Origin of the sequence: Synechococcus sp. R50.1, from assembly GCF_047462115.1 — a bacterium.
Taxonomy (GTDB): domain Bacteria; phylum Cyanobacteriota; class Cyanobacteriia; order Thermostichales; family Thermostichaceae; genus Thermostichus.
Genome location: NZ_JANSIN010000004.1, coordinates 65,948 through 91,191, shown reverse-complemented (window position 1 = coordinate 91,191; position 25,244 = coordinate 65,948). Strand labels below are relative to the sequence as shown.

At 59.5% G+C, this 25,244-nt stretch carries 19 protein-coding genes; 8 read left to right on the top strand and 11 right to left on the bottom strand.

From position 1 onward, the window contains the following. Nucleotides 1-39: 39 nt before the first annotated feature. Genes NW870_RS02305 through NW870_RS02295 form a run of 3 tightly spaced genes read right to left on the bottom strand, consistent with a single transcriptional unit; the run spans nt 40 to nt 1,893 of the window. The gene (locus NW870_RS02305; protein WP_414330100.1) at nt 40-309 is read right to left on the bottom strand and encodes a hypothetical protein; all 270 of its coding nucleotides are present in this window, start codon (nt 307-309) and stop codon (nt 40-42) included. A 12-nt stretch (nt 310-321) separates the two neighbouring features. After that, nucleotides 322-1,602: a beta-ketoacyl-ACP synthase II gene (gene fabF, locus NW870_RS02300; RefSeq protein ID WP_414373703.1), complete on the bottom strand. Its 1,281-nt coding sequence runs from the start codon at nt 1,600-1,602 to the stop codon at nt 322-324. A gap of 45 nt (nt 1,603-1,647) precedes the next feature. Then, nucleotides 1,648-1,893, bottom strand: coding sequence for an acyl carrier protein (locus NW870_RS02295; RefSeq protein WP_041436540.1), 246 nt, complete (start codon nt 1,891-1,893; stop codon nt 1,648-1,650). Between the two features lie 240 nt (nt 1,894-2,133). Between NW870_RS02295 and rpsF the strand changes: the two genes are divergently transcribed. The 4 genes from rpsF to NW870_RS02275 all read left to right on the top strand — a co-directional run bounded on the left by rpsF (nt 2,134) and on the right by NW870_RS02275 (nt 4,374). Then, the gene (gene rpsF / locus NW870_RS02290; RefSeq protein ID WP_414373700.1) at nt 2,134-2,424 is read left to right on the top strand and encodes a 30S ribosomal protein S6; all 291 of its coding nucleotides are present in this window, start codon (nt 2,134-2,136) and stop codon (nt 2,422-2,424) included. Between the two features lie 73 nt (nt 2,425-2,497). Continuing rightward, complete coding sequence (locus NW870_RS02285) at nt 2,498-2,896, top strand: single-stranded DNA-binding protein (protein WP_414373698.1); 399 nt, start codon at nt 2,498-2,500, stop codon at nt 2,894-2,896. A gap of 27 nt (nt 2,897-2,923) precedes the next feature. Continuing rightward, nucleotides 2,924-3,628 carry a M14 family zinc carboxypeptidase gene (locus NW870_RS02280; RefSeq protein ID WP_414373697.1) on the top strand — a complete coding sequence of 235 codons (705 nt, stop codon included), beginning with the start codon at nt 2,924-2,926 and terminating at the stop codon, nt 3,626-3,628. A 212-nt stretch (nt 3,629-3,840) separates the two neighbouring features. Continuing rightward, a complete protein-coding gene (locus NW870_RS02275) occupies nt 3,841-4,374 on the top strand; it encodes a universal stress protein (protein WP_414373695.1) in 534 nt (177 codons plus the stop codon). A gap of 13 nt (nt 4,375-4,387) precedes the next feature. Here the strand turns inward: NW870_RS02275 and NW870_RS02270 are convergent, their stop codons facing one another. From NW870_RS02270 to purM, 5 genes are all read right to left on the bottom strand, one after another. Continuing rightward, complete coding sequence (locus tag NW870_RS02270) at nt 4,388-5,839, bottom strand: DUF4340 domain-containing protein (RefSeq protein WP_414373694.1); 1,452 nt, start codon at nt 5,837-5,839, stop codon at nt 4,388-4,390. Between the two features lie 18 nt (nt 5,840-5,857). Beyond that, complete coding sequence (locus tag NW870_RS02265; protein WP_414373692.1) at nt 5,858-7,417, bottom strand: GldG family protein; 1,560 nt, start codon at nt 7,415-7,417, stop codon at nt 5,858-5,860. 47 nt (nt 7,418-7,464) lie between these two features. Further along, nucleotides 7,465-8,250: an ABC transporter permease gene (locus NW870_RS02260; RefSeq protein WP_414343288.1), complete on the bottom strand. Its 786-nt coding sequence runs from the start codon at nt 8,248-8,250 to the stop codon at nt 7,465-7,467. Then, entirely contained in the window at nt 8,247-9,257 is a 1,011-nt protein-coding gene (locus tag NW870_RS02255) for an ABC transporter ATP-binding protein (protein WP_414343290.1), read from the bottom strand. Before NW870_RS02255 ends, NW870_RS02260 begins: the two co-directional genes overlap by 4 nt. 215 nt (nt 9,258-9,472) lie before the next feature. Beyond that, nucleotides 9,473-10,537 (bottom strand): phosphoribosylformylglycinamidine cyclo-ligase, encoded by a 1,065-nt coding sequence (gene purM, locus NW870_RS02250; RefSeq protein WP_414373690.1) that lies wholly within the window; start codon nt 10,535-10,537, stop codon nt 9,473-9,475. A 144-nt stretch (nt 10,538-10,681) separates the two neighbouring features. Between purM and NW870_RS02245 the strand changes: the two genes are divergently transcribed. Continuing rightward, the gene (locus NW870_RS02245) at nt 10,682-11,860 is read left to right on the top strand and encodes a septal ring lytic transglycosylase RlpA family protein (protein WP_414373689.1); all 1,179 of its coding nucleotides are present in this window, start codon (nt 10,682-10,684) and stop codon (nt 11,858-11,860) included. On the opposite strand, the gene NW870_RS02240 is transcribed toward NW870_RS02245, so the two are convergent. The 3 genes from NW870_RS02240 to NW870_RS02230 form a co-directional block, all read right to left on the bottom strand. Further along, nucleotides 11,861-12,871: a response regulator gene (locus tag NW870_RS02240; RefSeq protein ID WP_414373688.1), complete on the bottom strand. Its 1,011-nt coding sequence runs from the start codon at nt 12,869-12,871 to the stop codon at nt 11,861-11,863. It abuts the gene before it with no gap. After that, nucleotides 12,868-15,789, bottom strand: a complete 2,922-nt coding sequence (locus tag NW870_RS02235) for a PAS domain S-box protein (protein WP_414373685.1) — start codon at nt 15,787-15,789, stop codon at nt 12,868-12,870. The genes NW870_RS02240 and NW870_RS02235 overlap by 4 nt, the downstream gene beginning before the upstream one ends. 299 nt (nt 15,790-16,088) lie before the next feature. Then, on the bottom strand, nt 16,089-17,087 hold the full coding sequence (locus NW870_RS02230; RefSeq protein WP_011433256.1) for a ribose-phosphate pyrophosphokinase: 999 nt from the start codon (nt 17,085-17,087) through the stop codon (nt 16,089-16,091). A gap of 119 nt (nt 17,088-17,206) precedes the next feature. On the opposite strand from NW870_RS02230, the gene NW870_RS02225 reads away from it, so the two are divergent. The 3 genes from NW870_RS02225 (at nt 17,207) to rodA (ending at nt 25,092) form a co-directional block, all read left to right on the top strand. Continuing rightward, the gene (locus tag NW870_RS02225; RefSeq protein ID WP_414373682.1) at nt 17,207-18,739 is read left to right on the top strand and encodes an ABC transporter ATP-binding protein; all 1,533 of its coding nucleotides are present in this window, start codon (nt 17,207-17,209) and stop codon (nt 18,737-18,739) included. 154 nt (nt 18,740-18,893) lie between these two features. Further along, nucleotides 18,894-23,558: an NINE protein gene (locus tag NW870_RS02220; protein WP_414373680.1), complete on the top strand. Its 4,665-nt coding sequence runs from the start codon at nt 18,894-18,896 to the stop codon at nt 23,556-23,558. A gap of 223 nt (nt 23,559-23,781) precedes the next feature. Continuing rightward, a complete protein-coding gene (rodA, locus tag NW870_RS02215) occupies nt 23,782-25,092 on the top strand; it encodes a rod shape-determining protein RodA (RefSeq protein ID WP_414373678.1) in 1,311 nt (436 codons plus the stop codon). The last annotated feature ends 152 nt before the right edge of the window (nt 25,093-25,244 follow it).

The window sequence follows — 25,244 nt, the reverse complement described above, 5'->3', positions numbered from 1 at the left end:
CTGCCGGATCCCTGCTTCAGATCACAGCAGATGGCTTGTCTATCCATTTTGAACGCGACGCTCGAACTCTTCGCGGGTGGCGTCCACCAATTGCACCGCCTCTGGATAGAGCTGAGGATGGTTTTGCTTCAGCCAACTGAGCACCCGCGCCAATTGAGCTGCACACAGATCCAAGTCCGCTTGAAAAATAACCGCCGCTGCCATGTGCTGGGCATATTCGGGCGGGTGGCCTTGCTGCGCCAGCTCCGCTGTCAAAGCGGCCAAGGCCTGTTGGCGAACTGAGGGCGACGAACTTTCGGGAGAAGACATAGGCCAAGCCCTTCAAGCGGGAGAGTAGCGGCGCAAGGCCAGCGTGACGTTGTGCCCACCAAACCCAAAGGCATTCACCAAAGCGGCCTCAACGGCCATCTGCCGCCCCTTGTGGGGGACAAAATCCAGCCCTTCGCACTCGGGATCGGGGTTGTCCAAGTTGAGAGTGGGAGGAACCCAGCCGTGGTGGATGGCCAAAGCTGTGGCCACCGTGGCAATGCCGCCCGCTCCCCCCAACAGGTGGCCGGTCATGGACTTGGTGGCGCTGATGGCCAAACGGGGGGCATGCTCGCCAAAGACCGACTTGATGGCCTGGACCTCGGCGATATCCCCTAGAGGGGTGCTGGTGGCATGGGCATTGATGTGTTGCACATCCCCAGGCTGAAGCCCGGCATCCTTGAGGGCCAGCCGCATCGCCCGGGCCGCTCCCTCGCCGCCGGGGGCAGGGTTGGTCATGTGGTGGGCATCGCAGGTGAGGCCATAGCCGACTATCTCCGCATAGATCTTGGCCCCGCGGGCGCGGGCGTGCTCCAACTCCTCCAGCAGCAGGATCCCGGCTCCTTCCCCCATGACAAAGCCGTCCCGATCCCGATCGAAGGGCCTACAGGCTTGCTCCGGGGCGTCGTTGCGGGTGGAAAGGGCCTTCATGGCACTGAACCCCGCCATGGACAAAGGGGTAACCGCCGCTTCCGTGCCACCGGTGATCGCCACTTGCACCTCTCCCCTCTGGATGAGCCGAAAGGCATCGCCAATGGCGTTGGAGCCAGAGGCACAGGCCGTAACTGTGCAGGAATTGGGGCCTTTGGCGCCAAAATGAATGGCCAGGTGACCCGCAGCCATATTGGCGATCATCATGGGCACCATGAAGGGGCTACAGCGATCCGGCCCTTTCTGCAGATAGATGGTCTGCTGCTCTTCCAAGACGCGGATGCCGCCGATGCCGGTGCCCAAGATCACCCCCACTTGCTCGGCGTTGAGATCGGTGATGTGAAAGTCGGCGTCCTCCAAGGCTTGCCGGGTGGCCGCCATCGCCAGATGCACAAAGCGGTCGGTGCGCTTGACATCCTTGCGATCCAAATAGTCGAGGGGATCAAATCCCTTCACCTCTCCGGCAATACGGCAGTCGTGGCGGGAGGCATCGAAATGGGTAATCGGCCCAATGCCGGAGCGCCCTGCCAGCAAGCTCTGCCAAAACTCGGCAGGAGAGTTGCCGATAGGGGTGACCGCACCCAGGCCCGTAATCACAACGCGGCGGGTTGGTCTGTAAGCAGTGGCGGGATCTGTGGTAGCCATCGTCCGGTGTTAGCCCGGGGGTATAGAGTCAGAACTGGGGGCAGACTAGGCAGCTTTCTTCGAGAGGATGTAGTTAACAGCGTCTTGCACGGTGGCGATCCCCTCTGCATCTTCATCGGGGATCTCCAGATCGAATTCCTCTTCAAAAGCCATGACCAGCTCCACCGTATCAAGGCTGTCGGCCCCCAGGTCGTTCTGGAAATTGGCTTCTGGGGTCACTTTGTCATCTTCCACGCCCAGTTGATCGGACACGATCTTACGAACACGGCTGTAAACTTCGTCTGCGCTCATGCTTGGAATCCCAACTCTCGATTCAGCGTGTCTTGGCCGGGCCAACCAGCGGCCAATGAAGCAATCCCTATTGTATCGGACAATGGATCCCCTCTTGTGAGCAGCCTCACCTGCATTGGCTGCTGCGGCCAGAGTATGGAGGTGTGGGGATTGAGCCGCGGCCTTTTCGGTTGCAGGAAAGAAAAGCTAGTATAGTCTACTGCATCTCTACAACTGGATCCTCAAGGAGAACTCGCTTCCATGCCCCGCGCTTACGAAACGATGCTGATTGTGCGTCCTGATGTGTCAGATGAACCCCTCGAACAACTGCTCAGCAGTCAGGAGGCAATCCTGCGAGAGAACGGAGTAACCCACGTGGAGATTACCAATAGGGGCAAGCGCCGCTTTGCCGGGTTTGAGATGAAAAAGTTCAAGGAGGGTCTGTACATCCAGTTCAACTACGAAGCCGAACCCAGTGCGGTGGCTGCCTGGGAGAAAAACCTGCGCATCAACGAGAGTGTGCTGCGCCACATGACTCTCCGCGTCGGCTAGGTTTGACGGCATCCTGGCCTGCGGGCATGATGGAAGTGCGCTGAGCTGCCCCTTATCCCTGGATGGCTCTGTTATGAACTCGATTGTGTTGATGGGCGAGGTTCTGTCTGAGCCGGAGCTGCGCTACACCCCCGATAACTTGGCTGTTACATCCTTGGTGATTGGCTTTCCCAGCCTGCGCCCGGATGAGCCGCCCTATCGCGTGCGCGTTTCCTCTTTTGGAGAACTGGCCAAAAGGGTGGTGGACACCTGCCATGTGGGCGACCAGATCACGGTGGAGGGCCAACTGCACATGAATGTGGTGGAGCGAGATGGGCGCAAGGAAAAGCTGGCCGAGATCACCGCGCGCCGTGTCCATCAACTGGGATCCGCTCGCGTTCTCTCCCTGACGGGGATGGGCGAACCGGCGATTGTGGAATCCTCTGAGGGGGATGTGGTTTCCCCACCGGAGCCGGACGATCTCCCGTTCTAACGGTTGCGAGACTTGCCGGGATCCCCCATGTCTCAGGAACTTGCTGCGGGTGAACCTTTGGGATCCCTGCGGGTCATCGGCTACTCGGTGCAGGGGCGTCCCATTCACCTTTGGCAGCTCACCCAAGGGATCCGCTCCTTGCTGCTGCTCGGCGGGGTACACGGGGATGAGGTGGAGGGCTATGCCCTGATCGAGCGCTATGTGGCTTCTGGGAAATGGGGATCCTTGGCCGGGAAGGCGACCTTGTGGGCGATCCCACGCCTGAACCCGGATGGCTGTGCCTTGGGGCAACGGCTCAATGCCAACGGCGTCGATCTCAACCGCAATCTGCCCACCCAAGATTGGATCCCGGCCTCTCTGGAAGCTCGTTATCCGCCCGGATCGGCCCCAGGCTCCGAGCCCGAAACGCAAGTGTTGTTGACGAGTTTGGCCCGGATTCAGCCCCAGTTTATCCTTTCTGCCCACTCCTGCCAGGCGCACCCCTGCGTGAACTACAACGGCCCTGCCCTTGAGCTGGCCCAGGTGATGGCTGCTCGCAACGGCTTGCCCGTCGCCGCCGACATTGGCTATCCCACCCCCGGTTCTCTGGGCACTTGGGCGGGGCAGGAACGGCACATCCCAACCCTAACGCTGGAAATCCTGCGGGGCACTCCCCTCGATCAAGTCTGGCAAGAGCAGGCCGAGGCGCTGCAGGCGGTGTTGGAGTGGGCGGCCCAGGGCGATGCCTTCTGACCGGTGTCAAGATCTCTGAACTTTCGTTGCCAATCTGGTGGTTCATTCAAGATGTTCGGGGGTTTTCTCGCCCAAATCTTCTACAACACAGATAGGTACGAATGAGGGCAAAGAAGAAAGGAACTTTGAGTCGAAGGAAGATGGGTCGAATGAGTCAAAGTTAAGCTGCTTCTGTCTTGTGTCCCTCTGTTAGCCATCTGGAGGAAGCCGATATGTTCAGCAGGATTTTGGTGGCAGTGGATCGGTCGGAGCTGAGCCAGGGAGTATTTCAAAAGGCCGTCCAAGTGGCCAAGGCCATGCAGGCCCAGATGATGATTCTCCATGTTCTGTCTCAGGAAGAGCCGGGCGCCCCAGAGCCGCCGATGATCCTGGGGGTAGATTACAGCTCCACCATCAGCGCCGAGCTGTGGCAGTCCTATCGGGAGCAATGCGCCATCTTCGAGCAAAACCAGATCGACTACCTGCGCTCGCTGGTGGAGAAAGCGGCTGAGCACGGGATCCGTGCTGAGTACAGCCTCAACTACGGCAACCCCGGTCGAGTCATCTGCGATCTGGCCCGCTCTTGGGATGCGGACTTGGTGGTGGTGGGCCGCCGCGGCCACTCCGGCCTGAGCGAGCTGTTTCTGGGCAGCGTCAGCAACTACGTGCTCCACCGCGCCCCCTGCTCGGTGCTGACGATACAAGGGGAAGCCCTGAAAAAAGAAGCCCAAACTGCGGAAGAGAAGACAGCTACCCCTGCTGGCTAAGGCTCTAGGGACTCTAGGGCGAGGGAGTGGGATCTGGTCGCGTGAGCGGGGCAGAGTCCTTGCTCTCCGGCTGGCCCTCCAAGAGGCGATTCACTTCGGTTTCCAGGCTGTTGAAGGTGCTCAGCTCGATCACGGCAATGTCCGGCTGGCGGCTGCTTTGTACATAGGCCTGCAAGCCAGAGGCGGCCAAGGTCAGGGTTAAGGGATCCTGCTCGGCGTCAGGCTTGGGCTCAAAGGTCAGCCGTAGGTCGGGCTCAGACAACACCCTTTGGGCTTCCGCGTCGGCCTGTTCCACAAACTCCTTGGCGCGGGCAGCATTCAGGCTGGAGAACAGAGAGCCGAGATCCACAGGCTGGCCCGGTCGCTCCGGGTTTTCCCAGCGCAGCTCCAAGGATCCCTTCTCTGAAGGCCGAGGGGTGAGGGTGACCTTTTCCCCTTGGGATTCTAAGGTGACTTGGCCCACTTGGTTGGCGTTGAGGCGGGCAATGCGGTGATCCCGCAGCTCTTCCAAGTCGGAGCGGAGAATATCGGCGGTGGAGGTGAGCAAGGTGGCTACTGCCGGGTGCTCAGAGGTGATGACGTACACCTGGCCATCTTTCTCCGATCCCAAAGCGACCTTCAGGGTTTTGCCCTCCTCCAGCTCTACCGTCAGCCGGGCGGAAGGCTGCTCCAAGCCATAGGGGGCTAGATCCGTCTGGGTCTCGGCGGGGAACTCCACGGCCTGCAGGCGGGCCAGAGTATTGAGCAAGCGGTTGACGTTGATCTCATCGGCAGGCAGCTCTCTGGGCTCGACAATCTGCCAAGTATTGTCTTGTCGCTGCAGGCGAACAACTTCCGGCTCCGCCTCTGCCAACTGCACTTGCAGGGCTTTCACCTCGGCTGTATCAAACTGAAGCAAAGTCTTGTCCCGCAAAGCCAGTAGGGAGGGCAACAGGGATCCCTTCTGGGCACTGCTTAGAAGCACCACCTGTCCCCCTTCGGGCTGGGCGTAGAAGCCAGAGCCGTCGAAGTTGTCGTTGCCGATGGCCAGGCGGTAGGGATCCCCTTCTTTGGGGAAAAGGGCGATTTGGTGTCGCGGCTGATCCAGGCCAAAAGCGGCCAGGTCAGTGACCCCCTCCAGAGTGATTTGGGGGGTGAGGCGGGAGAAGGTGTTGAGCAACTGCTCAATGGGGAAGTCCAGCGCCGCTGACTGAATGGGACTGACAATCCGCCAGCGGGATCCCTCTTCTTCCGGAGTGCGCTCCAAAAGGATTTCCAAGTGCTCCGCACCGCTGCCGCGAACGGGTTCCCCCTCTTTCTGTTGGCGGATTTCAATGCGGGCAATGGTATCGGTGGCAAAATGGAACAGCCGCGCTCGCTCCGCCTGTTGCTCCTGGCGCAGTTGCTGGATGTTGTCCAAGAGGAAGTAGCCCAGCAGACAGGCCACCGCCAAACCCAAAAGAATCCAGGTGGTTCGCTTGAACATGCCTGCTTTCCTCCAGCTCTACCGTCTTTGCCACCACAGGGCAGCTCCGGATCCCAGGGCCGCCAAGGGCAAAAGCACCGTCGATCCCAGCACCAGCCAGCGGAAGGTTTGACCGGTCAGGGTGAGGCGGCGATCCGTGATGGATTTGGGGCGGATGGAGATCTGCTCCGTTTGCTCAGTCAGCCAGTTGAGGGTGTTCAAGAAGAGATCCCGGTTGCCCTGCTGCCGCAAGTTGCCGTTGAGGGCGAAGTTGACATTGCCGATCACCACCAGGCGGGCCTCCTGCGGGGATCCTGTGTCGGCCTGGTCGGCGTCCAAACGGCGGGTTAAAGCAACACCCAAGGTGAGGGGGCCGGGCTTGTCCTGATCCGGATCGAATTGCAAGGGGCCACGTTCCAGCTCAGGACTGGTCTCCCCCCAACTTTGCGGGCCGGTGCGCAGCAAGGGCGTGGCTTGGATCCCTTCCCGAGCTTGGGTTTCTACCGAACGAGCTAAGGGAAAGAGGGTCATCAGCCGCTGGGCGGCCAAGGGGGCGGTAATGGGGTGATCCCCGTAGTCAGTAACCAAAGCTACGGCTGGCCCTGTCTCCAGAAGCTGGCTGATGCTGCTCGCCTCCAGGATGATGTCATCCCCCAAGACCACGCCCCACTCTTCCAGCAAGGGATCCAGGCCGGCATCCACCCGTGGCCCAATCAACAACAGCAGCCGTCCTCCCTCGGCCAGGTAATCCTGCAGTTTCTCCACCTCGCCGGGGAACAAAGCCCGCTGTGGCCCCGCCAGCACCAGGACATTCGCATCCTCTGGGATCTCCGCTTGCACCAAGTTGAGGGGCTCTACCCGATAGCCTTCCTGGCCCAGGGCTGCCGCCGCCTGAGCCAGAGTTGGGGCGCCTTCCCTCGCTTGCAGCCCCACTTCCCCATGCCCTTGCACGAAATAGGCCACTAACTCCCCTCGGTTGACCACTTTGGACAAGACAGGGGTCAGTCTGCTCTCCAGGTCAGGAGCAGGGGGCTGGGGCAGTTGTTGTCGGCTTTCTCCGGCCTCCACCACCAGGGTGTTGTTTTGCGTCACCTGCAGCCGTTGAATGGTCAAGGGATCCCGATTGGGATCCACAAACTCAAACTGAAAGCGGTTGGGGTTAAGGCGGCGATAGCGCTCCAGTTGTTCCCGCAGATTGGGATCCGGCGCAGTGGTGACCACCCAAACTTTGACCGGCTGCGCCAATCCCTGCACCAATTGCCGGGTTTGGGGCGACAGGGTAAACAGACCCTCCTCAGTGAGATCCAGCCGCAGGTCGTAGCGCACCGCCACCACATTCACCAGCACCAGAATGACGGCCATCGCCGCCACCGCCACCAGGATGTTGGCGTTGGTCTGGGTGGAACGCAGACCGAGGAAGACCCCCACCTCCTGCCGGTGGGTGATGCCCCAAACCACCAGCAGGGCCAAACCTGTTGCCAGCATGCTCAGGGGCACAGCCGTCCAACCGGTAAAGGCGGATCCCACCACCAGGCCAATGGCGATGACGCCAATGCCCAGGATCCCTGTCCAGTCCAATAACGCGCGCCAGTCCTTCATAATGCTCCGCACCGCTGCCGCAAACACCACACTCCTCCCATCTGACCCTAGCTCTGTTGCCAGCGCAGGCTTTCCACCGATTGCACCGTGGCAAACAGCCCCAGGACGATGATGCTCAAGAAAAGAATGAGGCTGCTGCTGCTGAGGATCCCTTGCACCCAGTTGCTATATTGCTGCAGCAAAGACACATGCCGCAGCGTCGCGGCAATCCAGTTCTCCTCCTGGCCGGCTGCCGCGTCGATCACCCAGAGCAACAAAATCAAGCCAAAGGTGGCCACTGCTGCGATGAGGGTGCTGTCTGTCAGAGAAGAGATAAACAACCCCAAAGCCATAACGCTACCCGCCAGCAGGGTTAGGCCCACATAACCCATCAGGGTCAGGCGGTAGTCCACTGCCGGGTTGGCGCTGCTCAGCACCAGCACATGGTAGACCAGCGGCGGCAGCAGCAGCGTGATGAAAAACACCCAGACCGCCAACCATTTGCCCAGGGCCACCTCCAAGTTGGTGATGGGAGAAGTAGCCAGCAGCTCCATCGTGCCTCGCCGCCGCTCCTCGGCATAGGAACTCATGGTGAAGATGGGCAATAAGAAGAGAGAAAGAGTGCCCAAGAGGTTGAGAAACTGCTGCGACAGGATGGTGGCGGCGTCAAAAGGGTTCTCCTGGCCGAACTGGGCGAAAAGATCCACCTGCTGAGAAAAGCTGATCACCCGCACCAGAATATTAAAGAAGAAAAACCCCGCCAGTCCCCAAAACACCGCGGCCACCACATAGGCAATGGGGGAGGTGAAGTAGCCGCGCAGCTCTTTGCGAAAAATGGCAACCACTCCGTTCATGCCGCTTCCTCCAATGCGCCCTCAGATCCCTCTTGCGTAGTGAGCTGCAGGAAAATCTCTTCCAAAGAAGCCTGCGGGCGGCCTATCTCGTAGAGGTCGATCCCTGCCTGCACCAGCACCCTGGCCACCTCCGGGATCCAGCCGTCCGCGGCAGCGTTGCTCTTGAGCTGCACCTGCCAGCGGGAGGGATCCGCCGCCAAGGGCTGTAGGCTCACCACCTCCACTTGGGGCAAAGGCTGCAGGGCCGTCCGGATGGCCATTGCCTCGGTTGCCCCCACCACCAGCTTTGCCTGCTGCCGATCCTGGAGCTGGGCTGTCAGCTCGGCAGGCGTGCCAATGGCCGCCACCTGGCCGCGGTTGATGATCACCACTCGGTCGCAGGTCATGCTCACCTCGGGCAGGATGTGGGTGGAGAGGATGATGGTGTGCTCCCCCGCCAGGCTCTTGATGAGCTTGCGCACCTCGATAATCTGCTTGGGATCCAGCCCAATGGTGGGCTCATCCAGGATGATCACCGGCGGGTCGTGAACCAGAGCTTGGGCGATGCCCACCCGCTGCTTAAACCCCTTGGAGAGCTTGCGGATGAGGGTGTGGCGCTTTTCTTCCAGGCTGCACCGCCGGATCGCCTCGTCCACCCGCCTGGGCCGATCGCCAGCGCTGACCCGCTTGATCTGGGCCACAAAGTGCAGGTACGCCTCCACCGTCATGTCGGGGTAGAGGGGTGGGTTTTCCGGCAGATAGCCAATGCGCTGCCGCACCGCCATCGAGTTTTCGTGAACATCAAACCCGGCCACCCGCGCCGTCCCCTCGCTGGCAGGCAGATACCCCGCCAAAATGCGCATGGAAGTGGTCTTGCCAGCCCCATTCGGCCCCAAAAAACCCATGATCTCGCCGGCGTTCACTTGGAAGGAAACATCGCGGATGGCAGTGAAGCTGCCGTAGGTTTTGCTCAGATGCTCAACTTCGATGGCACCCGCGGTTGCACGAGCAGTGGGTAAACCTGTCATCAGCAACTCCTAACCTAGAGGGTCAGCAGCGATTAGCAAACGGTCCAAGGCCGAGTTACCCCTATTCCCAAAGAGGACAAATGTCGGGAAGCAGGCTCGGGCAAGAAGGCGGGCAACAGCGCTGAGGCCACATGCCAACTTAGCATAGCGACGGCGAGGATGAGTCGAGGGAACTGGGATCCCTTTCCCCCTTTTGGTGGGGATCCATCGGTTGGCTAGTCGGCAGGGCTTGTGAGGGATCCCCACTGTTCCAGTCCCAGAACCCGGCTCTCCCCTGGACAGGCCGCCACCACCTCCCCAATGGGGAAGGCTTCGGGGAGCAGGGATCTCACCTGGTTTTCCGCCTCAGGGGGGATCACCAGCACATAGCCCACCCCCAGGTTGAAGGTGCGGAACATCTCCAAGGTCTCCACCTGGCCCTGTTCTTGGAGCCAGAGAAACTCCTGTGGGATGGGCCAGCTATGGGGCTGCAGCCGCGCCGCCTGGTTCGGGGCCAAACAGCGGGGCAAATTTTCCGGGATCCCGCCGCCGGTGATGTGGGCCATGCCGTGGATGGCGATCCCTGCTGCCTGCAGCCGCTGCACCGCCTGCACGTAGATGCGGGTGGGGGTGAGGAATACTTCCGCCAAAGGCCGATCCCAGCCGGGAGGCCGGTGATCCCAGCGCCAACCCCGGTCGGCCACAATCCGCCGCACCAAGCTGTAGCCGTTGCTGTGTAGGCCGCTGCTGGGCAAAGCCAACAACCGATCCCCAAGCTGTACCCGCGACCCATCCAGAATGGCCGTTTTTTCCACAATTCCCACACAAAACCCGGCCAGGTCGTACTTCCCAGGGGGATAAAACCCCGGCATCTCCGCCGTTTCCCCGCCCAGCAGTTGGCAGCCCGCTTCCTGGCAGCCCGCCAAGATGCCATCGATCACCTGCCACAGGGCTTCTGGCTCCAGCTTGCCAGTGGCCACATAGTCCAAGAAAAACAGCGGCCGGGCCCCCACCGTCAGCACGTCGTTGACGCACATCGCCACCAGATCAACACCTACCCCCCGGTGCTGACCCCACTGCTGGGCAATGTCCAGCTTTGTCCCCACCCCATCGGTGCCCGCCACCAACACCGGCGCTTGATACCCCGTCGGCAGCTCAAACAGACCGGCAAAGCCGCCGATGCCGCCCAAGGTTCCTGAAGAACCTGAGGACGGAATTTGAATCCGTTCAACGCGCTCGCGGATCCCCCTGACAAAGGCGTGGCCCAGATCGATGTCAACCCCTGCTGAGCGGTAGTCCAAAATGCCAAAACCCCTTATGCTATCAAGACTTGAGCTCCTGTGTCCGACCGTACAAACGGGTCAACTCAGAAACCTATGGTACATTAACTTCTGTTTTAACCGTCGCACTGGAAGTTGTACGAGATTGGAGAGGAGCGCGGCCTCATGCGAAATTGGAAACAGCTTGGACAGGGACTGGATCCCGCCCGCAAAATGGGCTTGGTCAGTTGTCTCTGTGTCACGGCTTTGGGCTTGCCGGCAGGCATGTTGGGCAGCTTGACTTCGCGAGCACAAGCCTCAACGCGAACCGGATCCCTGAGCACCCGAGCAGCGGAGCTGTCATCTGACTCCCAATTGCCCTCCCCGGCCACCGACCTCGTTCCCCCTTCCCAACCCGCCACTGCTGCCGCAGCCCCAGTCAGAACGCTGCCGAGAACCCCCCAAACCCCTATCTCCGGCCACGAGGGTCTTGCCCCTGCCAAACTGGGTACCCTGAACTTGGATCATCCCTTGAACCGATCTCGCCAGGCGATCCTGCCCCGTCGAGCAGAAGAACCCATTCTCAAGATCGGCGAACAACAGCAGCACACCAACCAGCCCATCTCCACCCTCTACGACTATCAGATGGACGGGCAACAGGTGGTTACTGTCTATGTGCGGGATCTGCCCATTGTCAGTTTTGTCGAGCACCCTGGGCTAGAACCACCGCTGATGCGGGCCAGCACCCTTGTGGCCCAGCTCAACCAAATGGCCCAGGGATCCCTGAAAGACACCACCATCACCCTAGGTTGGGCAGGTTTGGAATTGGCCGAACAAGGCTTGGGTGTTCCTCTCTACACCATTCAGGTCAACAACAAGGAATTGCTGCGCATCGACGATGGAGTGCTGTTGATCGACAACCAGCGCCCGGTGGATGTGGCTGTTTTGGCTGCCAATCGTCTGCGCCGTCTGCTGCTCGATGCCCCGCCCATTTCAGCTCCGGCCCTGCCTCAACCGGCTGCTCTGACCGCCAAAGCCGCTGTTGCAGGTTCCAAGCCGAAAACAGCCCCTCAACAGGAACCCGCCCCTGTCCGCGTGGTTGGGCCTGTGCAAGAGGGCATTGCTTCTTGGTATGACCTGCACCCAACCCGCCATGAGATGACGGCTGCCCACCCCACCCTGCCCTTTGGCACCGAGGTACGGGTGACCAACCTGAAAAACGGACGCCAGGCTGTCGTGCGCATCAACGATCGCGGCCCTTTTATCCCCGGTCGGATCATCGACCTCTCCCTGCGGGCGGCAGAGGTGTTGGGGATGGTGCGCTCGGGGCTGGCACCTGTGCGGGTGGAAGTGCTGCAACGCTAGCTAGGGCACGGGCGAAAAGCGCTTGGAATCGGGGGAATAGCGCCAAGAAATGCCGTCGGGATCCCGGCTGCGGCTCCACTCTGGAAACCCGGTTTTGAATTTCCAGTAGGTAATGGCGGAAACCACCACCCCCAACCGTTCCGCCAACTGAGTCTGGTTAAGGGGGCGCAGCGGTGCCCGTGGCGCTGTGGCGGCAGTGGGGCTGGGTGCGGGGGCAGAGCCTGCCGACTCCTGGGAGGGCGTGGTTGCAGGGGTGGGTGCTTCCTGCTCCAACCGGTGACCAGGGCTGGGCTCCTGGGGACGCAGCAGGCTGAACTGGCTCAACAGGCCGACATTTTCCAGGTTCAGGAGATTTTCCAGGTTAGAGGTCTGGTGGATCAGCTCCAGCTCACGGCGAAATTCATCCTCCAGCACCTGCAGGTAGTGTTCCCGCTTCTGCTCCGACTCGGCATCTTTGAGCAGCCCCAAGGCAAAGCTGAGGTTCGAGAGGGGCTCGCTCAGATCCTGCAAGAATTTCTTGAACAGAGTGCCCTTCACGTCCGTGAACTGCTGCAACTGCTGCAGTTTTTGCCGCAGCTCCTCGATTCTTTTCTCTTCCAGCTTGCGGTTCTCAAGGCTCTGGCGGTGGTTGTGCAGGGCAATTTCAATGGTGGTGTAGAGTTCCCGCTCTTTGAAGGGTTTGATGATGTAGCCAAAGGGTTGGGTCTCTTTGACGCGGGAGAGGGTGTCTTCGTCGGCGTAGGCCGTCAGATGCACCACCGGAATGTTGAAGCGCTCGGTGATCCGCTTGGCGGCTTCTATGCCATCGATATCGCCTTTTAGGACGATATCCATCAAGACCAAGTCCACCGGCATCTCTTCCAGCCTTCGGATCGCTTCTTCCCCGGAAGAAGCAATGGCGGGCACAGCGTAGCCAAATTTTTTCAGAACGTTGGCAATGTCCTTGGCGATGATCTTCTCGTCCTCGACGACCAGAATACTGCCTTTGACAAGGGGTGGAACTCTCTTCAAGGCTCGCTCCTCGGAAAGGTAATGATGAAAGTAGTACCCGATTTGCTTCTCAATTGTATCTTGCCCTGTAGCTGATCGGTGAGGGTTGCAACCAGTTGTAAACCCAGAGATTGAGTTTCCTTGAAGTCAAAGTTCGGGGGCAAGCCAATGCCATTGTCGGAGACTCGCAACTGAGTATATTTGCGGGTTTGGCTGAAACAAACCTCTATCTCTCCACTGCGGCCCTTCGGGAAGGCATACTTGAGGCTGTTGGTCACCAACTCGTTGATGATCAGGCCACACAAAACTGCATCGTCGAGGTTGAGGCGGATCCCTTCGGCACGGATGCTGGCGCGAATGCTCTCGGGGTTCACCCCGTAGGAGTGAAAGAGGTTGGAGATCAAATTGTGCAAGTACTGCTTGAGATCCACAGCGGCCAGATTGTTGGATTGGTACAGACCTTCGTGGATCAAAGACATGGCTTGAATACGGCTGCCGGCATCCTTAAAAACGCGGGCGTACTTGCGGCTTTTGATCTGGTCAGCTTGGAGCCGCAGCAGGCTGGAGATAATTTGCAGATTGTTTTTGACGCGGTGGTGAATCTCCCGCAGCAGAACTTCTTTTTCCTGAAGGGCGGCCTGGATCTGCAGCTCTGCCCGTTTTTCTTCGGTAATGTCTTCACAAATGCCGATGATGAAGAGGTTTTTGCCCTCGGGATCCCGGACTGCAGAGACCGCCAGGCGGCACCAAACCACCTTTCCGCTGCGGTGGATGTAGCGTTTTTCCAGATGGTAGCGATCCCGTTGGCCGTTCAAAACCTCCTGGAAAAGGCGCCAATCTTCCTGAATGTCTTCTGGATGGGTGAGGTCGCAGAAGCTCATGCGGGTTAGTTCGGCGGCACTGTAGCCCAAGATCTCTTCCAGAGCAGGGTTCACTTTTAGGTAATGGCCCTGGTGATCGACGATGGAAATGCCCAGGGCCGACTGCTCGAAAATGCCCCGCAAACTCAGCTCGCTTTGGCGAAGGGCTGCCTCAGCTTGCTTGCGCTCGGTAATGTCCAAAATCTGGCTCAGAAAGTAGCTGGGATCCCCTTGGGCCGTGCGCACCAGGGTGATGCGAAGAATGGCATAGACTATTTGGCCGTTCTTGTGGATGTAGCGTTGTTCCTGTTCGCACTGATGCACCTGGCCGGCCAGCAGGCGGTTGCTGTTTTCCAGAGTGGTGGCGATGTCGTCGGGATGGGTGATGTCGAGGACGGTTTTCCCTTTGAGATCCTCCAGGGTGTAGCCCAGGGTTTCGGTAAAAGCGGCGTTGATTTGCAAATAGGTGCCATCCAGGTGGGTCATGGCCTTGGCAATGGGGGCCCATTCAAAGGATTGGCGGAAGCGTTCTTCACTTTCTTTGAGGGCAATTTCTGCCTCCACGCGGGCGCTGATGTCGATCACCTGGTTGAGAAACTGGGTGGGCTGTCCTTCCTCGTCGGTGAGCAGGGTGGCCTGAAACAGCACATGAACAACCTGACCGGAACGATGGGTGTAGCGAATCTGGCGCTGGCTGACGGAGACCTTCCCCGCCAACAAAGCCTCATTGGCCCCCAGCAGTGGGTTGACATCTTCGGGGTGGAGAATGTCCAGTTGCTGCCGATGCTTCAATTCTTCGGGGGTGTAGCCGACAATCTGGGCAAAGGCATCGTTGACCTGGATAAATCGCCCCTGCAAGTCCACAAGGGCAATTCCATTGGGGGCCAGCTCAAAAATCTGCCGAAAATGGTTGGCGCTTTGTTGCCAGGCTTGCTCTATACGACGCCGTTCGGCTTCCAGTTGCTTGGACTCAGTGATGTCTTCGACGATCCCTGCCACCCGATAGATTTTGCCCTCTTTGTCGGCGATGGGAAAAGTGCGTTCCCGCAGCCAAATCAGGCGGCCATCGGTGCGATAAATGCGGAAGACGACATCGGTGGATTTGCCCTCCGATTGGGCTTTGAGGATGGTGGGGAACAACCAGCGATCGTCGGGGTGGATTTGGCGCATCCAGGCTTGGGGGTTGGCGTAGGCCTCTTCGGCGGAAAGGCCCCAAATGGCTTCACAGGCTGGGCTGACGTAGATCAGCTCTTTGCTGTAGAGTGTTGTGATCCAAAACAGTTGCTGCGTATTCTCTGCCAGTTGCAGAAAACGATGCTCGCTCTCTCGGCGGGCCTCTTCCAATTGTTGTTGTCGTTCTTTCAGTTGACGGGATGCTGTGATGTCGGTAACAAATCCTTCAAAATAGAGGGGATCCCCTTGGTCGTTGTAGATGGTACGGGCATTTAAAGAAATCCAAATTAGCCTGCCATCTTTGCAGCAGACTTGGTGTTCAAAATTCACAACTTGACCTTCTCTCAGCATGCGCTGGATGAATTCGGCTCGTTGCTCCGGATCGCTATAGATTTGGGTGCCAATATCGGAGACGTTGTGCATCAAATCCTCAGGGGATTCGTAGCCGAAAATATGGGCCAAGGCCGGGTTGGCAACCAGATATTTGCCCTCTAGGGTGGTTTGAAAAATGCCTTCGACGGCGTTCTCGAAGATCTGCTGGTAGCGGGCAGCAGTGCTGCGGCTGTCCTGCAGTTGGGATTGGAGCTGCTCGAGGGTTTGCCGATGCTCCTGGGCTTGGAGAAGAATGTGCTTCAGGCTGAGGGCAACGAGGTCAATCTGTTCCCGTTCAAAGGAACTCAGTTGGCGAGGGTGGCAGTCGAGCAGGTGCAGATCGGCCAACCGGATCCCCTGCTCAGTTTGCAAGAGAAAGGACTCATGAAAAGGCCATTGCTCAGAGCCGACATCGGGGTTGAAAGGTTCTCCGGCTGGGATCCCTTGCGGATCCCGGTAGAGGATCCCTTTTGAAGGCGAGTGGGGATCGGATCCCGGCTGGGCCAGTTCTAGATAGACCAAAGGTACCTTCAACAGTTGACCCAGTAATTGCAACAGCGGGTACAGCGCTGTACCCAGTTCGGTTTGAAGGGACTGCCCTTCCCTGGGAGCAGTCCGCGGGAAAGCAAAACCGTGCACAACGGATCTTGGCGAGCGAGAAATGGGAGGTGACATGGGAAAACCTGGCCGAGGAGCTGGCTCAACCCAGTCCATCACGACGGATCGGGGGTGCCTGGTTGGGCTGATCTCCACAGGGAAAAGGAGCAGGCGCACCCATTCTGCACCCACTCTACTCTAGCGATACTCTGGAGAAACTTACTTTGAAACTTACTTTAGTGAAACATGCTGCTGACGGAGCTATCTTCATGGATGCGCCAGATCGCTTCCCCCAGCACATTGGCTACCGAGAGAACGGTTAACTCGGGAAAGTGCTGCTCTGGAGGGATAGGGATGGTGTTGGTGACGATCACCTCTTCAAATAGACCACCCCGCAGGCGTTGAATGGCCGGCTCAGAAAAAACAGGATGAATGGCGCAGGCATAAACCGCTTTGGCTCCCAGCTTGCGCAGCAATTTTGCCCCTTCCGAGATGGTGCCTGCGGTATCGATCATGTCATCCACAAGGATGGCAGTTTTCCCCCGCACATCCCCAATGAGATTCATGACTTCCACATCGTTGTGGGCTTGGCGGCGCTTGTCAATGATTGCCAGAGGGGCTTCCTTGAGTTTTTTGGCAAAGGCACGGGCACGAGCCACACCCCCCACATCGGGAGAGACGACCACAATGTCTTCGTCGAGCAAGCCCTTTTCCTTGAGGTAAGCCTGTAATACCGGCTGGGCGTAGACGTGGTCGAGGGGAATGTCGAAGTAGCCTTGAATCTGGGCCGAGTGCAGATCCATAGCCAGCACGCGGTGAGCTCCCGCCTGGGTAATCATGTTGGCCACCAGCTTGGCGGTGATCGCTTCTCGGCCTGCCGTTTTGCGGTCGGCACGAGCGTAGCCGTAGTAAGGCAAGACGGCGGTGATCTGCCGGGCAGAGGCACGGCGACAGGCGTCAATAATGACCAGCAGTTCCATTAGGTGGTCGTTGACGGGGCGGCAGGTGGGCTGCACCAAGTAGACATCGGCACCCCGGATCGACTCTTGGATTTGGATGTACAGCTCGCCATCGGCAAAGCGCTTGCGCAACATCGGGCCCAGATCCATGCCCAAGTAACGCGCCACCTCTTGAGCCAGAGCCGGGTTAGCGCTGCCTGAGAAGATTTTGAGGCGGTTGCTATCCGAGATGGGTGGCAGGGGGGAAGGGCGGAGAAGAGGGGCAGGGCGAACCACAGATCGATGCTGAACTCGTCCGCAGCCAACGCCTAACGGCGAGCTGTCGCTATCGTAGCACCAGCACTTGCAACCTCAGCAACTGTATTCTTGGGGATTTTCTGGGGAGGCAGGTTACTATGAGCAGAATGAAGGTCGAGCTGCTGCACATCCACAAGCGTTTTGGGGCGGTACAGGCGAACCGCGATGTGTCCTTACGGGTGGAGGCGGGCACGATCCACGGCCTGCTTGGGGAGAATGGGGCCGGCAAAAGTACCTTGGTCAAAATCCTGAGCGGCTTTCTGCGCTGCGATCAGGGGGAGATTTGGATCGATGGGCAACCGGTTCGCATCGACAGCCCTGCAGCGGCCATTCGCCTGGGCATTGGCATGTTGCACCAGGATCCCTTGGATTTTCCTTCTCTGACGGTGCTGGAAAACTTTATTGCCGGGCAACGAGGGCGCTTGGGTTTGGGGCTGCGAGAAAGCCGGAAACGTCTTGAGAAAGCCTGTGAAGAGTTTGGTTTCAACCTCAACCCCGATGGAGCCATCGGCAGCTTGACGGTGGGGGAACGGCAACAACTGGAAATGCTGCGGTTGCTTTCCCTGGGGATCAACACCTTGATTTTGGATGAGCCGACGACGGGCATTTCTGCAGCGCAAAAAGATCTTTTGTTCGCGGCTCTGAGAAGGTTGGCGGAGCAGGGCAAATCGGTGATCTTCGTCTCCCACAAGCTGGCCGATGTGGAGTGCCTTTGCGATCGGGTGACGGTGATGCGGCAGGGGGAGGTGGTGGGGGAGCTGCCTGTTAGAGGTGAGGACATTGCCCTGCTGGAACAGCGGTTGATCGATTGGATGTTCGGGCGGGAGTTGGCACCCCCGGCTCGGCCCCATTCTCCGCAAAGGAGGGCGGATCCCCTGTTGGAGTTGCGCTCCCTGGTGGTGCGGCATGAGCCGTTTGCCTTGGCTTTGCCAGATCTGGCGGTGCAGCCGGGGGAAGTGATTGGGTTGGCTGGTTTGGAGGGCAGTGGGCAACGCTCTTTCCTTCTCACCTGTGCAGGGTTGTTGCCGCCCAGGCGGGGCCAGATCTTGTTGAGGGGGCAGGAGATGACAGGCCGTCCTTACGTCGACTACCTGCGCTGTGGGGTGGGGTTTTCTCCGGCGGATCGGCTGCGGGAAGGGCTGATCCCCGGCCTAACGTTGCAGGAGCATTTTGCCCTCCAGCAGCAGGATCCCTGGATCAACTGGGCTCTGGCCCGTCAGCAGACCCAAGCGGCCATCGAACACTTCAGCATTCGGGGTCACCCCTACAGCCGGGTGGAGCAACTCTCGGGGGGCAACCAGCAGCGCAGCCAGTTGGCTCTCTTGCCCACACCCCTGAGTCTTTTGCTGATGGAGCACCCAACGCGAGGGTTGGACATCGAGTCGGCGCTGTGGGTCTGGGGGCAATTGCTAGAACGCACCCAAACGGGTACAGCTATTCTTTTTGCCTCTACAGATTTGGACGAGATCCTGCTGTACAGCAACCGGGTGATGGTGTTCAGCGGCGGACAGGTCTCGGAGCCCATTCCGGCGGCGGAGCTCACCGTTTCACGCCTGGGACAGATGATGACGCTTCCCGTCTTGCGCAGCACTCACAGCAGCGAGATCCCAGGGATCCCGACTGAGGTTTAGAGGGCTAGTCGAAGCCCTCTAGCGGTCGCGTCAGCGGTGCGTAGCTCTTTCGCTTTGCCGCAGCAGGAGAAGGATTTGAGAACGGCATGGCAACCGGCTAGAGCAAGGCTTAGAGTAGCAGTAGCCCCAAGCCTTTTGCTCAAGGAATCTGGCCATGGGATCCCAGGATCACCTCTTGCCTCCAGGAGCAGAGGAGCTGCAATCTGACCGCTCGCCCTCCTCGGACGACGTCCTTTTGCAGCTCACCGTTCGGGGATCCCGGCAGCAAGTCTTGCAGGGTTTGCGGGCCTGGCTGGAGCTGAGCTTGCTGACTCCAGAGCACTTTCGCTTGCTGGTGGAGCAGTATCGGCTAGAGGGGGAGGAACCAAGGTCAGCGGCAGTTTCCCCCAGCGACGAGATCCCGGCTCGTCTTGGCTCGGCCTACGTGCTCTGGATTTTGGGTTTGTTTGGCATCTGTGGCCTGCACCGTTTTTATCTGGGCCGCTGGCGGACGGGTTTGCTCTGGCTGTTGACCTTTGGGCTGCTGGGGATCGGTCAGCTCCTGGATTTGATTTGGATCCCAGGGATGGTGCGAGAAAGAAATGCTCGCCTGGCCGGATCTGGGGTTGAGGAACCTGCGGTCGAGGGGGGAGAAGAGCCCCAAGCTGCCCCTCAATCCACTCGCGCTACTCGGACGGAGTCCTTGCCCCCCCCTACCCCGGCGCTGGCTGTTTTGCTGCGGAACTTGCTGTCAGAGCTGAGCGTGGCTTGGCTGTTGCTGCTGGGCCTGTTTTTGGTGGTGGTGTCCTCCGGGGTGCTGGCGGCCAGCCACTGGGAGCAATTTTCTCCAACTGCTCAGTATGGGGTGCTCTTGGCCTATACGGCGGCTTTTGGGGTAGGTGCTGGATGGATCCAACGGCAGGAAGGGCTGCGTCTAACCGGTCAAACCTTGGAGGCTATTGCCCTGCTGCTGGTGCCGGTGAACGTGTGGGCCCTGGATGGGCTGGGGATCCCTTGGGGGATCCGCATCCTGGCGCTGGGCTTGCTGCTGGGGATCCCGTTGACGGCTGAGGGTCGGGTGCGCTCGCTGGGTTCAGGTGCCGGCTTTCGCGACAGCGGTGTGGAGCCCAATGCCTTTTACGGAACCTTGGTGAACTTTTTGGCCCTCTCTGGCTTGCACGCTTTCTGGAGCTTGGGGCCGCAGGAGCTTCGCCCTGCTTTTGTCCTGGGGATCCTGTATCTGGGGATCCTCAGCACCGTGATTTACACCTGGAGCCGCCGGTCTCGGGAATTACGGGGCTCCAAGATCTGGCTAATCGGGGCTGCCGGATCCCTGTTAATCCTACGGGGGCTGCTGTCTGGGCATGTCCAAGTGCCGCAGTTGGGGTTGGCGGTGGCCCTGTTGGGTTGGCTAGCAGCGGAATGGCCCCAGGGATCCCCGGACGTCGTAGCAGAAGGCGCTCAGGAGGGGACGCTCTCCCGCTGGTGGGAGGGGAGCTGGGTGCTGTTGGTGGTGGGCTGGCTGCTGGCTGCCATTGGCTTGGCGGAGAGCCCTTTCAGCGGCTGGCAGTTGCTGGGGATTAGCCTGCTGGGGATCCATGTCTTAATCGGGCGCTTGCGCCGACACACCCAGTCGCCCCAGCGGGACGAAGTCCTTAGGGTGCATTTGACGTTGCTGTTCTTGCTGGGCCTGGAAACTTGCTGGGCTTTTTGGCAGGTGTGGCCAGCAAGCTGGCGGCAAGAGGTTGTAGCTACAGTAACCAACTGGTTTCAGCCCCTTGATTCCCCCTGGGGATTGCTGGGGTTGGTGCTACTGCCCTACGAGGTGCTGTGGTTGGGGTTGGCGGCCCGCTGGCAGAGGAGCACTCCAGAAGCCGGCGAGACAGACTTTTCTGGGCTGGTGGAACCAACAGAGCGCTTGGTTTTGGGGCTAGGGGGATCCCTGCTGCTCTTGAGCCTTCCCTATCCGGCCATTCGCTTTTGGCACTTGCTTTTGAGCGCCGGGATCCTGGCCTGGTGGCTACAACAAAAGTCCAGATCAGGAGAAACTCCCAACTTTCTTTGGGTACTCCTGACCCACGCCTACGGAGTGGGGGCACTGCTAGCCGGGATCCGCTGGCTTTTGCCCGACTTGTTCGCGCCAGCGGTGCGGAGCACTAGCTTGTCCGCTTGGGGAGTGGTTCTGCTGTTGGTGGGTCTATTGGAATGGGCAGGGCGGGTGGCTCTGGGTGGGTCAGGGCGCTTTTGGGGATTGCCCGTGGGGCTGTGGCAGCGAAGTGCAGATGGCATAGGGTCGGTGTTGGTGGGATCCAGCTACTTGGCGTTTTTGCTGCAACGGCTCCCCGAGTTGTCTGCGACGGGTGAACAATCCTTTGGCTGGCTGTGGCTGCTGGTGCCTCTTGTTTTGACGGCAGCTCAGGTATTGGCCCTGCCCCCCCTGGAGTTCATGCCCCGCTGGCTGCAGATCCCAGAGCAAGGGGAGGTGGGATCCCTTTCCTGGCAGCAGGGGATCCCGGAGCGCGGGTCTTTGCGTTTCCCGGCAGTTCTCTCCCTTTTGCTGGCCCAGTTACTCACCTTTGGAAGGCCGGGGGTTGAGTTTCTGGGTCTGGGCTTGGGGTTGCTGCTGATGGCCACTCAGGTGTGGGTGTGGGCCTCTTTCCCCTCCGCCGACCATGAGCTCCACACCGCCAACGCAGTTGTTCCAGCAGAGGTGCTGTTGACAGTGACGTTTGGCTGGGGGTTCGGTCTGGTGGGAATCCATCGGCTGTTCCCCGCTTTAACGGAGTCAGAATGGCTGACGGCCTTGGGGGTGCTGCTGTTGTTCGCGACAGCGGTGCGGAGCACTAGCGGCTGTCGCTACAGCCTAGGGACTCCGTTCCACTACCTCTCTCCCCGCCTTCGGGCAGCTTACCGACCGGTGCTGGATGGCTTTGGCTTTCTGCTGGGGATCGTACTTTTACTTTCCCTAACGTTGCAGACATTGCAGCCAGAAGCAGGTCGCATCGGTGGTGGAAAGTACCTGGATTCCCCAGTGGCTCTGACCCTGGCCTCTGGGACTGTCCTGGTGGCCATTGTTTTGCGGCTTTGGGTGGAAGTGGCTCCCGCTTTTTATCGCGACGGCGGTGTCCATCCTGCTGGCTTGGAGAGCGAAAGCCCGTCTCCTTCCAGGGCGGAGGATGTCTCAACTGGCGGCAGCGGTCAGGAGGCTTCGTCGGCCATCTCATGGTCTGTAATGGAGGGGCTGTCCTATGGGCTGATCTGGGCTTTGGAGCTGTTGGTGGCCAGCAGCCTCTTGTGGGTGGTACAGGGATCCCGTCCTGTTGCCCCTCTGCTTGCCGTCATCAATCTAAGCCTGGGGATCCTCTTTTGGATTGGGCCGGAGAAACTCCTCTTTGAGCGGCCCGATCGCGCTGGTGGGACGGAGTCCTCAGGGGGACAACTCCTGCAGCGGGTCAAGGCTCTGAGTTGCTGGGGGACAGCGCCGCTGATCTATGCCGGCTTGGGCTGGCTGGGATCCCATCTCGAACTCGAATGGAGCGAGCTGACAGGTCTGGGCAGCTTAGGTCTCTCCATCGTGCTGCTGGGCGTGGGGCGCCGACAGTCACCGGAGCAGCACCCCTGTCGCGAACAGGAAGGCCCTCCTCCTACCAACCGGAAGGGGATCCTGGGAGCTTTCGGAATATCGCTGGCGGCCTACGAGAGCTGGGTCTACTTTCTCGGCCAGCAAACTGGGGAATTCTGGGAGGACGAAGCGGCGGTGCTGACAGCTTTGCTAGGGCTGCTCTTGGCAGTGGGCTACCGCCTCTGTCCATCTTGGCTGGTGGCGACCCTGCGGCTGAAAGCGGCCTGGCTGCAGCGGATAGGTGCCGGCAACTGGGGCTTGGCCAGCCTCGCCCTTTGGAGTTTCGCTCTCAGCCCTTGGGGGAAGGGGCTCTGGGTGCTGACGGGATCCGGCCTGGTGGCCTATGCCGCCGGACAGGCGAGAACCTCAACTTCAGAATCTCCGACAGAGCGAAATTGGGCGCCAACGGTCTGGGGTTACCTCAGTGCTTGGCAGGGGGCTGGGGTTCTGCTGGGCAGTGTGTTCCTGGGGCTGCCGCAGCTATCCATAGCGCGATGGGCTGGATCCCTGCTCTGTGGGCTGGGGCTGGTTTACCATGGCTTGCCCTGGCGAGGGTGGGGCTGGCCGTCGGATCCCTGGCACAATACGGCCTTGGTGCTACCCCTGACTGCGTTTCTGGTAACCGGGGGAGGAAACAACACCCTTAATCTGCTGTTGGGGGCAACCTACTATGCTCTGCTGTCCGTCTGGAGATCCCAGGTGCGCCTGGGCTACATCAGCTTGTTTTTGAGCAACTGGATCCTCTGGGATTACATCCAGCAACAGGACTGGTCTTCTCTCACGTTCTCCGCCCTACCCTTGGTGGGATCCCTGCTCTATGTGGCTCAGGTGGATCCGGGATTACAGGAAGCCAGCGGGCGACAGGGGCGACATTGGCTGCGGCTGGTTTCCTTGGGCACATGGCTGCTGGTGGTGATGGTGGAAACCCACGGGCAACTGTGGGCGGGATTTTGGCCGGTGGGGCTTGGCTTAGCTTTGGGTCTGCTGGGCTTGGCCTTGCGGGTAAGAGCTTATCTCTTCGTGGGCACGCTGGCTTTTGGGCTGGGGATCCTGCGGCAGGGATGGCTACTGGTGACAGCTTATTCGCTGCTGTTCTGGGCCACTGGGATCCTGCTGGGCCTGCTCCTCATTTGGACGGCAGCCAATTTTGAACGGCGTCGAGAAGAAGTGGGATCCCACATCTCCGCTTGGCTAGGGCAACTGCAGAGCTGGGAATGAAAGAATCCTGAGTCCAGCCAATCTGAGCAGGATCAACTTGAGGAGGGCTGACCTGTTCGCGACAGCGGTGCGGAGCACTACTGAGGCCCTATCAGAGGAGGCGAACACGCCAGAAAATGGATCGACGAGGAATCGACACTCAACGCGAGTGATGAGAAAACAAGTCGGTAGGGCAGGGGGTATGTCAAACTGAGGCTGGCCTTGCTTTGGAGGATCGGGTCTATTGCTGGGCAACGCTGACCCAAAGGTATCTTCTCAGCCTGGGTGGAAAAAGCTCCTGCGGCAGATCTTGGCTCCTTGGCGGGAGTTCGATGGCATTTTGCTGGCCACAGTGCTGGCCTTGACGAGCATCGGTATTGTTGCTATCCGCAGTGCGGTCTGGGAGCGGCCCATCAGCCACTACTGGGTACAGCAGTTGATCATGGCCGGGATCAGCCTGGCGTTTTTGGGAGTGGTGGCCCGGATTCCATATGAGCGGCTGTTGCGCTGGCACTGGTTCACCTACTTCTTGACCTTGGCGAGTTTAATTGCAGTGCTCTTTTTCGGCACAGCAGGCGGAGGAGCGGAGCGCTGGCTCTCCATCGCCGGCTTTCAGGTGCAGCCTTCTGAGTTTGCCAAGCTGGGGGTAATCATCACCCTGGCCGCTCTCCTGCACCACTGGCCGATCAAATACTTCAGCCAGATTTGGGTGGCCGTTGCCGTCATTGCTCCTCCCTGGATCTTGATTTTCCTGCAGCCCAACCTGGGCACTGCCCTGGTGTTTGTGGTGATTGTCCTGGTCATGCTCTACTGGGCCGGAGCCAAGGGCAGTTGGATCCTCTTGCTCCTGTCGCCGGGGGTGGGAGCCATTCTCTATGGCTTACACACTCGCCCAGAGCTGAGCTGGATGCTTTGGGTTTGGCTGCTCTGGTGTCTGGGAATGGCGGGGTTGGCCGCTTGGCGTCTCCCCTGGCAGTGGACGGGGGCCGTAACTTTTGGGGTAATCAACCTGCTCTCGGGGCAGTTGGGTCAGCTAGCTTGGCACCTTCTCAAGCCCTATCAGCGGCGGCGGCTGGAGATTTTCATCGATCCCATGCAAGAGCCTTGGGGATCCGGCTATCACCTCATTCAATCCCGCATTGCCATCGGGGCCGGTGGCCTCTGGGGACAGGGCATCCAGCAGGGCACCCAAACCCAACTGGACTTTATCCCCGAACAGCACACGGATTTCATTTTCTCCGCCATTGGGGAAGAGATGGGCTTTGTGGGCACCCTGACGGTGCTGATCCTGTTCTGGATCCTGTGTGCGCGGCTGATCTGGATTGCCCAAGGGGCCAAGGACAATTTTGGATCCCTGATCACCATTGGGGTGCTGGCAATGATCCTGTTTCAGGCAGTAGTCAACATCGGCATGACCATCGGCCTGGCCCCCATTACCGGTTTGCCTTTGCCTTTTTTGAGCTATGGCCGCTCGGCTCTGCTGACCAATTTTCTGGCCATCGGCTTGGTGGAGTCGGTGGTGATGCACCGCCAACGTGCCACCTTTTTCACCTGAGCCCTGCCTGGGAATACCCCTGAACCACTTCTCATTCAAAAAATCTTCAGAATCTTTACAATCAATTGAGATTGCCTGCCCATCCCTTGCCCTACCCTCGCCGGGATTTGTATTCTACTGCAATTCCATCCCCTCGCCCTTCTGTGGGCGTT